12 protein-coding genes are annotated in these 14004 nt (G+C 65.4%); all 12 read right to left on the bottom strand.

Annotated elements, in window-relative coordinates; genetic code table 11:
• Positions 1 to 101: 101 nt before the first annotated feature.
• Positions 102 to 356: a preprotein translocase subunit SecG gene (secG, locus tag ACIGJD_RS09750; RefSeq protein WP_142133911.1), complete on the bottom strand. Its 255-nt coding sequence runs from the start codon at positions 354 to 356 to the stop codon at positions 102 to 104.
• 48 nt (positions 357 to 404) lie between these two features.
• The gene (gene tpiA / locus ACIGJD_RS09745) at positions 405 to 1220 is read right to left on the bottom strand and encodes a triose-phosphate isomerase (protein WP_483689341.1); all 816 of its coding nucleotides are present in this window, start codon (positions 1218 to 1220) and stop codon (positions 405 to 407) included.
• 83 nt (positions 1221 to 1303) lie between these two features.
• Positions 1304 to 2530: a phosphoglycerate kinase gene (locus ACIGJD_RS09740; RefSeq protein ID WP_483689340.1), complete on the bottom strand. Its 1227-nt coding sequence runs from the start codon at positions 2528 to 2530 to the stop codon at positions 1304 to 1306.
• A gap of 10 nt (positions 2531 to 2540) precedes the next feature.
• A complete protein-coding gene (gene gap, locus ACIGJD_RS09735; RefSeq protein WP_142133914.1) occupies positions 2541 to 3551 on the bottom strand; it encodes a type I glyceraldehyde-3-phosphate dehydrogenase in 1011 nt (336 codons plus the stop codon).
• A 259-nt stretch (positions 3552 to 3810) separates the two neighbouring features.
• Positions 3811 to 4437 (bottom strand): superoxide dismutase, encoded by a 627-nt coding sequence (locus ACIGJD_RS09730; protein WP_236802614.1) that lies wholly within the window; start codon positions 4435 to 4437, stop codon positions 3811 to 3813.
• Positions 4438 to 4539: 102 nt separating this feature from the next.
• A complete protein-coding gene (gene whiA, locus ACIGJD_RS09725) occupies positions 4540 to 5520 on the bottom strand; it encodes a DNA-binding protein WhiA (RefSeq protein WP_142133916.1) in 981 nt (326 codons plus the stop codon).
• Between the two features lie 9 nt (positions 5521 to 5529).
• Positions 5530 to 6549, bottom strand: coding sequence for a gluconeogenesis factor YvcK family protein (locus tag ACIGJD_RS09720; RefSeq protein WP_483689339.1), 1020 nt, complete (start codon positions 6547 to 6549; stop codon positions 5530 to 5532).
• On the bottom strand, positions 6549 to 7472 hold the full coding sequence (gene rapZ / locus ACIGJD_RS09715; RefSeq protein ID WP_142133918.1) for an RNase adapter RapZ: 924 nt from the start codon (positions 7470 to 7472) through the stop codon (positions 6549 to 6551). Before rapZ ends, ACIGJD_RS09720 begins: the two co-directional genes overlap by 1 nt.
• 66 nt (positions 7473 to 7538) lie before the next feature.
• Positions 7539 to 9584, bottom strand: a complete 2046-nt coding sequence (gene uvrC / locus ACIGJD_RS09710) for an excinuclease ABC subunit UvrC (RefSeq protein WP_483689338.1) — start codon at positions 9582 to 9584, stop codon at positions 7539 to 7541.
• 44 nt (positions 9585 to 9628) lie between these two features.
• Positions 9629 to 10297 carry a lysophospholipid acyltransferase family protein gene (locus tag ACIGJD_RS09705; RefSeq protein WP_483689337.1) on the bottom strand — a complete coding sequence of 223 codons (669 nt, stop codon included), beginning with the start codon at positions 10295 to 10297 and terminating at the stop codon, positions 9629 to 9631.
• Complete coding sequence (locus ACIGJD_RS09700) at positions 10284 to 11000, bottom strand: HAD hydrolase-like protein (protein WP_483689336.1); 717 nt, start codon at positions 10998 to 11000, stop codon at positions 10284 to 10286. Before ACIGJD_RS09700 ends, ACIGJD_RS09705 begins: the two co-directional genes overlap by 14 nt.
• Before the next feature lie 79 nt (positions 11001 to 11079).
• Positions 11080 to 14004 carry an excinuclease ABC subunit UvrA gene (uvrA, locus tag ACIGJD_RS09695; RefSeq protein ID WP_483689335.1) on the bottom strand — a complete coding sequence of 975 codons (2925 nt, stop codon included), beginning with the start codon at positions 14002 to 14004 and terminating at the stop codon, positions 11080 to 11082.

The raw sequence follows: 14004 nt of genomic DNA, 5'->3' as shown, positions 1-14004 counted from the left end.
GCGACAAAAAAACTGTGGCTGACGGATTTCGTCAGCCACAGTCTAGTTGGCAGTCCCGGCGGCCGGCAGGGCCGAAAGGACCTTGTGTCGTTGCTCAGCGCCTAGGAGTCGCCGCCGCTGAACCGCATGATCAGGCCAAGTGCGATGATCACTACGCCCCAGGTGACGCCCAGGATGATAGTGAAGCGGTTCAGGTTCCGTTCTGCCACACCTGAAGAGCTGAGTCCCGAGCTCATGCCGCCGCCGAACATATCGGACAAGCCGCCGCCGCGTCCCTTGTGCAGGAGGATCAGCAGCGTCAGCAGGAGGCTGGTGATGCCCAGGAGGATCTGCAGAATGACATGAAGAACGTCCACGACGGCCTTTCAGAAGTTGGATTTGCGGGAGTGTGCGCTGGCTGCGGGTTAGTCCGCGACCAGGTGGCTCTCGAACCTGACAATATTAGCAAACTCCGCCGGGTCAAGGCTGGCGCCGCCCACCAGGAGGCCGTCCACGTCGCGCTCCTGCAGTATGGCAGCGGCGTTGTTGGCCTTGACCGAGCCGCCGTAGAGGAGGCGGGTCTTGGCGGCCACGTCGGCACCGAAGAGGCTTTCGAGTTCCGCCCGGATGGCGGCACACATTTCCTGCGCGTCCTCCGGCCCGGCCACCTCGCCCGTGCCGATGGCCCAGACCGGCTCGTACGCTACCACCAGTTCGGCGGCCTGTTCGTTGGTCAGTCCGGCCACTCCGGCCCGAAGCTGCTGCAGGGTGTGGTCAACGTGGGTTCCCGCCTGGCGGATCTCCAGGCCTTCACCGACGCAGAGAACGGGGATGACACCGTGCTTGAAGGCCGCCTTGACCTTGGCATTGAGGACGTCGTCGGATTCGTTGTGGATGGTGCGGCGTTCGCTGTGGCCCACCAGGACGTACGTGCAGCCGAGCTTGTTCAGGAACTGGCCCGAAATGTCGCCGGTGTAGGCACCGGAATCGAACTGCGAGAGGTCCTGGCCGCCATAGGCGACCTGCAGGTCGTCGCCCTGGACCAGGGTCTGCACGCCGCGGAGGTCGGTGAACGGCGGGAAGACTGCCACCTCAACGCGGCTGTAGTCGTGCTTGGCGTCAGAGAGGGTCCATGCCAGCTTCTGCAGGAGGGTGATGCCCTGCACGTGGTCCATGTTCATTTTCCAGTTGCCCGCGATGAAGGGCTTGCGGTCGAAAGCGCCGTTCGTTGACGAAGTCACGTGATCTCCAAAAGGTTCTTGATATGTATGCGGCCGGCAGGCTGCCGCGGGCAACCTGCCGGCCGGAGGACTGCGGGGCCGTACTACCGGTCCAGCACGCTGAGGCCCGGGAGCTCCTTGCCTTCAAGGTATTCCAGGCTGGCGCCGCCGCCGGTGGAAATGTGCCCGAACTGGTCGTCTGCGAACCCCAGGGTGCGTACTGCTGCAGCGGAGTCGCCGCCGCCCACCACGGTGAAGCCCCCGGTCTCGGTCAGGGCCTGGGCAATGGCGCGCGTGCCCGCCGAGAATGCCTCGAACTCGAAGACGCCCATGGGGCCGTTCCAGAAGACAGTGCGCGCGCCCTTGATCTGCTCAGCAAAGGCGGCTGCGGTATCAGGTCCGATGTCCAGGCCGATGCCCTGGGCACCGAAGCTGCTGCCTTCTATGGCGTCGGCGGCCACCGTTTCGTGGGCGGCATCGGCGGCAAACTTCTCCGCCACGACGACGTCCGTGGGAACCACGAACACGGTCCCCGCGTCCGCAGCCCGCTTCAGGTAGTCCTGGACCACCGGAATCTGGTCCTCCTCGAGCAGGCTCGAGGCGACCTTGTGGCCTTGGGCTGCCAGGAAGGTGAACAGCATGCCGCCGCCCACCAGGATGGTGTCAGCCTTGCCAATCAGGTTGGCGATGACCGCGAGCTTGTCCGAGACCTTCGAGCCGCCGAGCACCACGACGTAAGGGCGCTGGGTGTCGGTGGTCAGCTTCCGGAGGACCTCCACCTCGGTGTGCACCAGGTCGCCCTGGTACGACGGCAGCCGGGTGGCGACGTCGTAGACGCTGGCGTGCTTGCGGTGGACGGCGCCGAAGGCATCATCCACGTAAGCGCCGTTGCTGCCGGTCAGGGCCACCAGCTCGTCGGCGAAGGCGCCGCGTTCGGCGTCGTCCTTGCTGGTTTCGCGGGCGTCGAAGCGGACGTTCTCGAGGACCAGTACTTCGCCGTCCTGCAGGGACGCCGCAGCCGCCTTGGCGGCATCGCCGACGGTGTCGGCTGCAAGGGTCACCTTGAAGCCGGCCAGTTCGGCGAGCCGGTCCACTGCGGGCCGCAGGGAGTACTTGTCCTCAGGAGCGCCCTTGGGGCGTCCGAGGTGGGCTGTTACCAGCACGCGGGCACCGGCGTCCGTGAGCTTTGCCAGCACTGGCAGTGAGGCCTTGATGCGGCCGTCGTCAGTGACTGTAGAGCCGTCGAGCGGCACATTCAGGTCACTTCGAACCAGAATGTACCGCCCGCGGACACCTTCAGCGATCAGTTCGTTGAGGGTGTGAGATGTCATGTGTCTAACCCTAGCCCAGCTTGGATGCCACAAGCTCCGTGAGGTCGACGAGGCGGTTGGAGTAGCCCCATTCGTTGTCATACCAGGAAACAACCTTGACCTGGTTGCCGATGACCTTGGTCAGGCCGGAGTCGAAGATGGAGGATGCGGGGTCGCCCACGATGTCGGAGGAGACGATGGGCTCGTCCGTGTAGGTCAGGAAGCCCTGGAGCTCTTCGGACTCGGCGGCGCGCTTGAGGGCGGCGTTGACTTCCTCAACGGTGGTCTCGCGGGACACGGTGACGGTGAGGTCGGTGGCGGAGCCGGTGGGCACGGGGACGCGGATGGCGTAGCCGTCAAGCTTGCCCTTGAGCTCCGGCAGCACCAGGCCGATGGCCTTGGCGGCACCGGTGGAGGTGGGAACCATGTTGATGGCGGCAGCGCGGGCCCGGCGCAGGTCCTTGTGCGGTCCGTCCTGGAGGTTCTGGTCGGCGGTGTAGGCGTGGACGGTGGTCATGAGGCCACGCTCGATGCCGAATTCGTCGTTGACCACCTTGGCCAGCGGACCCAGGCAGTTGGTGGTGCACGATGCGTTGGAAATGATGTTGTGCTTGGCGTTGTCGTAGAGGTTGTGGTTGACACCCATCACGATGGTGATGTCCTCGTCCGAGGCCGGAGCGGAGATCAGGACCTTCTTGGCGCCGGCGGCGATGTGCTTCTGCGCGTCGGCTGCCTTGGTGAAGAAGCCGGTGGATTCGATGACGATGTCCACGCCCAGTTCGCCCCAGGGGAGGTTGGCGGGGTCGCGCTCGGCCAGGACCTTGACCACATTGCCGTTGACGACGATGTTGCCGTCCTTGACCTCGATGGTTTCCTTCAGGCGGCCGCCCACCGAGTCGTACTTGAACAGGTGCGCCAGGGCTTCGGGGCTGGTGAGGTCGTTGACTGCAACGATCTCCAGGTCCGCGCCTTGGGCAAGCGCTGCGCGGAAGTAGTTGCGGCCGATACGGCCAAAGCCGTTGATACCAATACGGGTCGTCACTTTTACAGTCTCCTTGGTGCTTTGAGAAGCACTACTAGTTGAGCGGGCGTTGAAGCCAACTAACAGATCCCGCACGCCATTGGGCAGAGATGATTTACACGGAGGGCGACCAGCCTCATTGCTGAAGGCTAACCGCCTTCCGTGACCCATCTTACGTTTAACTGGGTCCGCCCCCGCAAGTGCGGGGGCGGACAGTGCACATCCCGGCCGCTTTAAGTCAGAATGTGAAGTTTGTTACAGCGATGTATAACGCGCGTCACTACGGGAGGGTGATGAGTCCCGTGGCGTTGGCGCGTGCTGCCTCGAAGCGCTGGGCAACATCTGCCCAGTTCACGATGTTCCAGAACGCCTTGACGTAGTCGGCCTTGACGTTGACGTAGTCCAGGTAGAAGGCGTGCTCCCACATGTCCAGCATCAGCAGCGGGATGGTTCCCAGTGCGGTGTTGCCCTGCTGGTCGTAGAGCTGCTCGATGACCAGGTTTCCGCCGATGGGCTCGTACGCCAGGAAGCCCCAGCCCGATCCCTGCAGGCCAAGGGCGGCGGCGGAGAACTGGGCGCGGAAGGCATCAAAGGAGCCGAACGCGTCATCGATTGCGGCAGCCAGCTCACCTTCGGGCTTGTCGCCGCCGTCCGGGGACAGGTTCTTCCAGAACACCGAGTGGTTGATGTGGCCGCCGGTGTGGAACGCGAGGTCCTTGGAGAGCCGGTTGATGTTGGCGAAGTCGCCCTTTTCACGTGCCTCGGCCAACTGGGCCAGGGCGTTGTTGGCGCCTGCCACGTAGGTGGCGTGGTGCTTGCTGTGGTGCAGCTCCATGATCCGCGCGGAGATGTGCGGTTCAAGGGCGGCGTAGTCGTAGCTGAGTTCCGGCAATACGTACTCGGTCACAAAATCCTCCAATATCGTGGACCCGAAGGTCCGGTTTGGTAACGCTCGGATTGTGCATCCGGGCAGCTGGTGCCCGGAATTCTCTTTGATTCTATGGGGCGCTTACTCGTCCAGCATTTCGGGCGTCACATTGGCGTCCGTCCCGGGAACGCCCAGGTCGAGCGCACGTTTGTCCGCCATGGCCAGCAGGCGGCGGATCCTTCCGGCGATGGCGTCCTTGGTCATGACGGGGTCGGCCAGCCGGCCCAGCTCGTCAAGGCTTGCCTGCTTGTGGGCCACCCGCAGTTCGCCCGCGTATTTCAGGTGGTCCGGGACGTCGTCGCCCAGGATTTCCAGCGCCCGTTCCACGCGTGCGCCGGCGGCCACGGCGGCCTGGGCGGAGCGTCTCAGGTTGGCGTCATCGAAGTTCGCAAGCCGGTTGGCGGTGGCCCTAACCTCCTTGCGCATGCGGCGTTCCTCCCACACCATCAGCGCGTCATGCGCGCCCATGCGCGTCAGGAGCGCGGCGATGGTGTCCCCGTCCCGGATGACTACGCGGTCCACTCCCCTGACCTCCCGCGCTTTGGCCTGGATGTCCAGCCGACGGGCGGCGCCCACCAGGGCAAGGGCGGATTCGGGTCCCGGGCAGGTGACCTCCAGCGACGACGAGCGGCCCGGTTCGGTGAGCGAGCCGTGGGCCAGGAAGGCGCCGCGCCACACGGCCTCGGCGTCCGCCGCTGAACCATTGACGACGGCGGATGGCAGCCCGCGCACGGGTCGGCCGCGTCCGTCCAGGAGGCCGGTTTGCCGGGCCAGCGCCTCGCCGTCGCGCACCACGCGGACCACGTAGCGGCTGGCGCGGCGGAGTCCGCCGGCGGAGACCACGATGATCTCGCTCTGGTGTCCGTAGACTTCCGCGATGGCGGCACGGAGCCGGCGGGCAGTGGATGCCAGGTCCACTTCCGCCTCGATGACGATCCTGCCGGAGATGATGTGCAGTCCCCCGGCGAACCGGAGCATTGCGGAGACTTCAGCCTTGCGCACTGATGACTTCTTGATGTCCAGACGGGACAGTTCTTCCTTGACTGATGCTGTCAGTGCCATGGCACCTTCCTAACTGTTCCCAAAAATGTCCTGGTACGCCGTGGCCAGCCGAAGCGGCTCGTGGACGGGCCGGCGTCCCGACGCCCCTACTTTACCCAAGACAACTTCCGCTCCGAGCATGCCGGCAGCCTTCTCGAACTCCTGCCGGTCCGGCACCGACGCCGGATCGGCCAGGACCACGTCCACGCTGAACTCCGGGGCGTAGCGCCGGAGGACGTGGAGGTGGTCGGCCGCGGTCATACCGCTGGTTTCCTTGGTGTCCGTGGCGAGGTTCATGGTCAGGCAGCGTTTGGCGGGGGTGCTGCACAATGCCTGCCGCATCTCCGGCAGGAGCAGGTGCGGCAGGACCGACGTGTACCAGGAGCCGGGGCCCAGGACCACCCAGTCCGCCAGTTCGATGGCCGTCAGGGCGTCAGTGCACGCCGGGGCTGCCTTGGGCAGGAGCCGCACTTCCTCCAGCGAGCCGGCCACGGCACAACGCGCCTGGCCGCGGATGGTCTGGAGGGTGGTGCCACCGTCCGGGGCGGCCACGCGCACATCGCCTTCGATGGTGAGCGGAACGGTTGACATGGGCAGGACCTGCCCACGGGCGCCGAGCAGGGCCCCGGCCCACTTGAGTCCTGCCACGGCGTCTCCCAGCAGTTCCCAGAGCGTCACGATCAGCAGGTTGCCCATGGCGTGCTCGTCCAGGGAGCCGCCGGGGCCTTTCCCGGCGCGGAACCGGTGCTGCATGACATCGCGCCAGGTCCGTCCCCAGTCTGTGTCGTCGCAGAGCGCGGACAGTGCCATGCGGAGGTCTCCCGGCGGAAGGACGCCGTACTCCTCGCGCAGACGCCCGGAAGAACCGCCGTCGTCCGCTACCGTGACTACCGCGGTGAGCTCGGAGGTGAGCAGCCGCAGTGCCGAGAGCGAGGCCGCCAGGCCGTGGCCGCCGCCCAGGGCCACCACGTTGGGACCCTTGTCCTGCTGGCCCGAGCCCTTACCAGCGGCCGGCGGCACCAGGGGCAGGGCTCCGGTGAACAGGGCCATTACTCGCGGCCCAGATCCCGGTGCGCGGTGGTCACCGTGACCCGCGGGTACTGCGCGAGTTTCTTGGAAAGTTCCACGGCTACTGCAACCGAGCGGTGCTTGCCGCCGGTGCAGCCCACCGCGATGGTGGCGTAGTGCTTGTTTTCCCTGCGGTACCCCTCCAGGACGGGTTCCAGGGCCAGGACATAGCGGTCCACGAAGTTCTTGACGCCTTCGGCCTCCAGCACGTAGTCGCTGACGTCCTTGTCCAGGCCTGTCTGCGGGCGGAGCTGGGGCACCCAGTGCGGGTTGGGGATGAACCGGACGTCGGCCACGTAGTTGGCGTCCACCGGCAGGCCGTACTTGAAGCCGAAGCTCATGACGTTGAGCCGCAGGGCCACGGGGCCGGTTTCGCTGAAAAGCTCCGTAATGGCGGTGGCCAGGCCGTGGACGTTGTAGTTGGAAGTATCAAGGACGACGTCGGAGCTGTCGCGCAGTTCCTGCAGCAGCTCACGTTCGGCAGCAATACCGTCAAGGATGCGCCCGCCGCCCTGCAGCGGGTGCGGACGGCGCCCCTGTTCAAACCGCCGGACCAGGACGTTGTCGCTTGCGTCAAGGAACAGGACCCGGAAGGTGACCCCGCTGGCCGCAAGTGCGTGCAGGGCCGAACGGATATCGGCGAAGAGGCCTTTGCTGCGGACGTCGATGACCACTGCCAGCCGGGGAATGGACTGCGGTGCGTGCGAGACGAGTTCCGCGAGCGTTCCCAGCATCTGCGGCGGCAGGTTTTCCACGACATACCAGCCGTGGTCCTCCAGGGCGTCGGCGGCCGTGCTTCGTCCGGCGCCGGACATTCCGGTGACCACCAGCAGCTCCGCTTCGACCGGTTTGACGGGTTCCATACCGTCGTGCCCGGCCCCGGATTCCGCCGTCGTGTCTGCCATGAAGCCTGCCCCGTTTCCTCGTTGTCCCCATGGGCGGCAATGGCGCTGCCCCGTCCTTTACCCTAGCTAAGATTCAATGATTTCGCCGGTGGTCATGTTGACCGCCGGCACTGTGACCGCTTCGGGCCCGTCGGCAGCGAAGTGGTTCACGATGGCATTGGCCAGTGCGGGGCCAATGCCTTTTGCCTGGGCGAGCTCTTCCGCGGTGGCAGCCTTCACGCCCTTGACCGAGCCGAAGTGCGCCAGCAGGGCCTTGCGCTTGGAGGCGCCCAGCCCGGGAACGGCGTCCAGCGCCGAAACGGTCATGGCCTTGCCGCGCTTTTGGCGGTGGAACGTGATGGCGAACCGGTGCGCCTCGTCACGGATCCGCTGCAGCAGGTAAAGCCCCTGGGACGTGCGGGGCAGGATGACCGGGAAGTCGCTGTCCGGCAGCCATACTTCCTCCAGGCGCTTGGCCAGGCCAACGACGTACACATCATCGATACCCAGGTCCTTCAGGGCGCGGGACGCGGCGTTCACCTGGGGCTGGCCGCCGTCCACAACCACCAGGTTGGGCGGGTAGGCGAACTTGGCCTTGGGCGCCGGGGTGGTGGTGTCCAGGGCGGCTGCTTCGGTTTCGGTTGCCTGGCCATCCTCGAGCCGGCCGTCCGCTGCCACTACGTCCGGTTCCAGAGCGTCCGCCGCCAGGACAGACTCATCCACCTCCGCGGACTTGTCCTGCAGGTAGTGGCGGAAACGGCGGGTCAGGACATCGTGCATGGCCGCGGTGTCATCAGACGCCGCGGGACCCGTAATGGAGAACTTGCGGTAGTCGGACTTCTTGGGGAGTCCGTCCTCCACCACCACCATGGAGGCCACCACGTTGGTGCCCTGTACGTGGGAAACGTCGAAGCACTCGATCCGCAGCAGTGGAACGGGCAGGTCCAGCGCTTCCTGGAGTTCCTGGAGGGCCTGCGACCTGACGGTGATGTCCCCCGCGCGCCGGGTCTTGTGGAGCCTCAGCGCGTGCTCGGCGTTCTCGCGCACCGTGGACATCAGCGCCGCCTTGTCCCCGCGCTGGGGTACCCGGATGTCTACCTTGGCGCCGCGGATGCCGGCCAGCCACTTCGCCAGGTCCTCAGTATTGCTGGGCGCCACGGGCACCAGGACTTCGCGCGGAAGCCGGCCGTGGGTATCGCCGTCCTCGCCGTAAACCTGCTGGAGCAGGTGCTCCACCAAATCAGGGGTGCTGAAGTCCTCCACCTTCTCCACCACCCAGCCGCGCTGGCCACGGATCCTGCCACCGCGGACGTGGAACACCTGGACGGCGGCTTCGAGTTCGTCTTCGTGCAGGGCGAAGACGTCGGCGTCGGTGTCCTCTGACAGGACCACCGCGTTCCGTTCGAAGACCTTGCGCAGCGCGGTGATGTCGTCCCGCAGCCTGGCGGCGTGCTCATAGTCGAGCTTCGCCACGGCGTCGCCCATTTGCTTCTCAAGCTTGTTGATGAACCTGGTGGCCTCACCGCCCATGAAGGCGCAGAAGTCGTCGGCCAGTGCCCGGTGGTCCTGTGGCGAGATCCGGCCCACGCAGGGTGCTGAGCACTTGTCGATGTATCCCAGCAGGCACGGCCGCCCGCTGGCCTCGGCCCGCTTGAAGACGCCGGCGCTGCAGCTCCGGACGGGGAAGACGCGGAGCAGGGTGTCCATGGTTTCCCGGATGGCCCCGGCTGTGTAGGGTCCGAAGTAGCGGGTCCCCTTCCGTTTGTCTCCGCGCATCACCTGCACCCGGGGGTACTTCTCGCTCATGGTTACGGCGAGGTAGGGATAGGTCTTGTCATCCCGGAACACCACATTGAACCGTGGCTTGAATTCCTTGATCCAGGTGTATTCCAGCTGCAGCGACTCCAGCTCGCTGCCCACTACGGTCCACTCGACACTGCTGGCCGCATGGACCATCGCGTAGGTTTTGGGCAGCAGCCCGGCCGGGTTGGCGAAATAGGAGTTCAGCCGGGACCGGAGGCTCTTGGCTTTGCCCACATAAATGACCCGGCCGTGCGGATCACGGAACCGGTAGACGCCCGGGTTGGTGGGGATTTCACCGGTTTTGGGGCGGTAACTTGCTGGATTTGCCACCTATCAAGTCTACTGAGTCGCGCCGGGTCTCCTTGCCAGCCGGGCTATTCGGTGGACTTGCTCTGGTTGTAGCTGGCAGAGCGTTCCTGGCCGCTGAGTTCGGCGATGGCGTCCATGATCCGGTCCGTAACCTCACGGCGGGCGGGAAGGGAGTGGTCCGGTCCCGTCTTGTCGAAGTACAGCGGCTCCCCCACCTTCATGGTGAAGTGCTGGGGCCGGACGCCTTTTTCGCCGGCGCGCTGAAGCTGCTCGGTTCCGATGAGGCCCACGGGAATCACGGGCGCCCCCGTGGTGAGCGCCAGCCAGCCCACCCCGGTGCGCCCCCGGTAGAGGATGCCGTCACGGGAGCGGGTGCCTTCCGGGTAGATGCCGATGCCGCGCCCTGCTTCCAGGATGTCCAACAGGGTCTTGAGGGCCTGCACGCTGGCTGCCTGTTCCCCGCGCTCCACCGGGATGGACCCCACGGATTCGAAGAAGGCCTTCATGACCCTGCCCTTGATGCCGCCGGTGGTGAAGTATTCGGCCTTGGCGAAGAAGGCGACGGGACGGGGCATCAGCGCCTGTACGATCACGCTGTCGAAAAAGGACAGGTGGTTGGGTGCCACGATGAAGGGACCGTCGGAAGGGACGTTTTCGAGTCCGACGACGGTGGGCCGGCAGGTGCCGGCGATCAGGTTGCGGGTGGTCCAGCGGACGGCATCAAACATTTCCATCGTTGCTCACCCCGCTCATGGCTGCAGTGTGGATTGACTGGAGCCGCTCAATGACGGCAACGAGTTCGTCGCCGGTGTTGACGACCGCCACGGAGCCGGCTTCCTCCAGCTCGCCATCCGGCGCGAAGCCCCAGACAACCCCGATGCAGTCAAGTCCATTGGCGATCGCTCCGGAGACGTCCTGGGCACGGTCCCCCACCATTATGGCGTGCCGGGTGTCCAGGTCACGCAGGGCGGCCGCGATGATCTGCGTCTTGCCCAGCGGGACGCCTTCCACCAACGTTTCGTCGTCCGCGGAGCCGTGGATGCCGTGGAAGAATCCGTCGATGCCGTGGTGCGCCAGGACCTTGTGGGCAAGCCGCTGCGGTTTCTGGGTGGCGACGGCCACGGGGCGTCCGGCCTCTGCGAATGATTCGAGGATTTCGCGGATGCCCGGGTACAGCCGGCTCTGGGCGATGCCCGTGGCGACGTAGTACTCCCGGTAGCGGCGGACCACCTCTTCCAGGCGGTCCGCCGGAACCTTTGCCACGTTGAGCAGTGAATCGCTCAGCTTGGGGCCGATCATCGAGTCAAGCAGGTCCTGGCCGGGAACGGGGAGCCCCAGCCCGCGGAGGGCCGACGCAATCCCCCCGGTTATTCCACCGGCCGGGTCGACAAGAGTGCCGTCCAGGTCAAAGATCACGGGCACTGTTGTTGAAGTCACCGGGTTAGTTTCTCACGACAGCAGGAGTGCCTGAAACTCGCATTCCCGGCGAGGAATACTTCTGTTGTAATTCCTTCGCTCAGCCCAGAATTTCGGCCAGGAACTTCCCGGTGTGGCTGGCGCTGGACTTCGCCACCTGTTCCGGCGTTCCAGCGGCAACAATCTGTCCGCCGCCCGAACCGCCGTCAGGCCCGAGGTCAACCAGCCAGTCCGCGCTCTTGATGACATCAAGGTTGTGCTCGATGGTGATCACGGTATTGCCCTTGTCCACCAGGCCCTGCAGGACCATGAGGAGCTTGCGGATGTCTTCGAAGTGCAGGCCGGTGGTGGGCTCGTCCAGGACATAGATGCTGCGTCCGTTGGAGCGCTTTTGCAGTTCCGCCGCGAGCTTGACCCTTTGCGCTTCGCCGCCGGAAAGGGTGGTGGCGGGCTGGCCCAGCCGCACGTAGCCCAGTCCTACGTCCACCAGGGTGTTCAGGTGCCGCGCGATGGGTGAGAACGCCGCAAAGAATTCGGCGGCCTCTTCGATGGGCATGTTGAGCACATCCGCGATGGTTTTGCCCTTGTAGTGCACTTCCAGGGTCTCCCGGTTGTAGCGGGCCCCATGGCACACCTCGCAGGGGACGTAGACGTCAGGCAGGAAGTTCATCTCGATCTTCAGGGTGCCGTCACCCGAGCACGCCTCGCAGCGGCCGCCCTTGACGTTGAAGGAGAAGCGGCCGGGAAGGTAGCCGCGCACCTTGGCTTCGGTGGTTTCCGCGAAAAGCTTGCGGATGTTGTCGAAGACGCCGGTGTACGTGGCCGGGTTGGACCGCGGGGTCCGGCCGATGGGGCTCTGGTCGACGTGCACCACCTTGTCCAGGTGCTCCAGGCCCTGGACCGTCTTGTGCCGTCCGGCTACCTGCTTGGCGCCGTTGAGCTTGTTGGCCAGGACTTTGTAGAGGATCTCATTCACGAGGGTCGACTTGCCCGAACCGCTCACGCCGGTGACCGCGGTGAAGAGGCCCAGGGGGAAGGCGGCATCGACGTTCACCAGGTTGTTCTCGCGCGCGCCCACGACCTTGATCTCGCGTTTCTTGTCATACTTGCGGCGCTTCTTGGGTACCTCGATGGCCTTGCGGCCGGACAGGTAGTCACCGGTCAGCGATTCCCTGTTGTCCAGCAGTTCCTTGTAGGTGCCGGAGTGGACCACCTGGCCGCCGTGCTCACCCGCTCCCGGTCCGATGTCCACGATCCAGTCGGCCACGTGGATGGTGTCTTCGTCGTGCTCCACGACGATCAGGGTGTTCCCCATGTCGCGGAGCCGGGTGAGGGTTTCGATCAGTCGGCGGTTGTCGCGCTGGTGCAGGCCGATGGAGGGTTCGTCGAGGACATAGAGGACCCCCACCAGGCCGGACCCGATCTGGGTTGCCAGCCGGATGCGCTGGGCTTCGCCGCCGGAAAGGGTGGCCGAGGGCCGCTCCAGGTTGAGGTACTCCAGCCCGACGTCCAGGAGGAAGGTCAACCGGGCCTGGATTTCCTTGAGGACCTGGTGGGCGATCTGGGCTTCGCGTCCGGTCAGCACAAGGTTGTTCAGGAAATCTGCGCATTCCCGCATGGGGAGGGCCGCAACCTCGGCGATGGACTTGCCGTTGATGAGGACGGACAGTGATGCCGGGTTGAGGCGGGCACCGTTGCACGCAGGGCAGGGAACCTGCCGCATGTACTCTTCGTAGCGGTCGCGCGCCCAGTCGGAGTCGGTCTCGCCGTGCTTGCGGTGGACGTACTGGATGGCACCTTCGAACCCGGTGCTGTACTTGCGTTCACGGCCAAAGCGGTTGCGGTACTGCACCACTACCTTGTGGTCCTTGCCGTGCAGGACGATCTGGCGCACGTCCTTGCCCAGCTTTTCCCATGGCGTGGTCATGGAGAAGCCGACTTCCTTGGCCAGGCCCTCCAGGAGCCGGTTCCAGTACTCCGTGGTAGCAGTTCCCATGGACCAAGGTGCGATGGCGCCCTCGGACAGGGACAGTTCCGGGTTGGGAACGATGAGTTCCTCATCCACCTCCAGCCGCGTGCCGATGCCACTGCAGGCCGCGCAGGCGCCGAAGGGATTGTTGAAGGAGAAGGAGCGGGGCTCAATCTCGTCGATGGCGAGCGGGTGCTCGTTGGGGCAGGCGAGGTTTTCCGAGAACGCCCGGATCCGCTCCGGAGCATCCGCATCAACGTCAACGAACTCCGCCAGCACGCGGCCCTCCGCCAGTCCCAGGGCGGTCTCGATGGAATCAGTCAGCCGCTGGCTGATCCCTTCCTTGACCACCAGGCGGTCCACCACCACCTCGATGGTGTGCTTGAACTGCTTGCCGAGCTTGGGCGGATCGCTCAGCTGGACGAGGTTGCCGTCCACGCGTGCCCGCGAGTAGCCCTTGGCGCTGAGGTCCTTGAAGAGGTCAACGAACTCACCCTTGCGTCCGCGCACCACGGGGGCCAGAACCTGGAACCGCGTGCCGTCGTCGAGTTCAAGGAGCTGGTCGACAATCTGCTGCGGGGTCTGCTTGGATACGGGTTCGCCACAAACCGGGCAGTGCGGCCGGCCGACGCGCGCCCAGAGCAGGCGCATGTAGTCGTAGATCTCGGTGATGGTGCCCACCGTGGAGCGCGGGTTCTTGCTGGTGGACTTCTGGTCGATGGAAACCGCCGGGGAGAGTCCCTCGATGAAATCGACGTCGGGCTTGTCCACCTGGCCCAGGAACTGGCGTGCGTAAGCGGAGAGCGATTCGACGTAGCGCCGCTGGCCCTCGGCAAAGATGGTGTCGAACGCCAGGGATGACTTGCCGGACCCGGAGAGTCCGGTGAAGACGATCATGGCATCGCGCGGCAGGTCAAGGTCCACGTTGCGGAGGTTGTGCTCCCGCGCACCCTTCACCACAAGGCGGGAGAGGTCCGGGCGTTCCAGGGCGGCCGCCGAGGGTGCGGCGAGGGAAGCGGAGGGGGCAGGGGTTTCTTCAGCTAAGGCTTTAGGCAC

It is taken from the genome of Arthrobacter sp. E1SS-5, from assembly GCF_057073715.1.
This window is presented reverse-complemented; position numbering and strand designations above follow the sequence as displayed.

Bases quoted from the DNA above. Each gene is read 5' to 3' on its own strand.
- ACIGJD_RS09720 (WP_483689339.1), bottom strand. From the start codon at position 6,549: ATGGCCCTGTTCACCGGAGCCCTGCCCCTGGTGCCGCCGGCCGCTGGT.
- rapZ (WP_142133918.1), bottom strand. From the start codon at position 7,472: ATGGCAGACACGACGGCGGAATCCGGGGCCGGGCACGACGGTATGGAA.
- ACIGJD_RS09740 (WP_483689340.1), bottom strand. From the start codon at position 2,530: ATGACATCTCACACCCTCAACGAACTGATCGCTGAAGGTGTCCGCGGG.
- whiA (WP_142133916.1), bottom strand. From the start codon at position 5,520: ATGGCACTGACAGCATCAGTCAAGGAAGAACTGTCCCGTCTGGACATC.
- ACIGJD_RS09705 (WP_483689337.1), bottom strand. From the start codon at position 10,297: ATGGAAATGTTTGATGCCGTCCGCTGGACCACCCGCAACCTGATCGCC.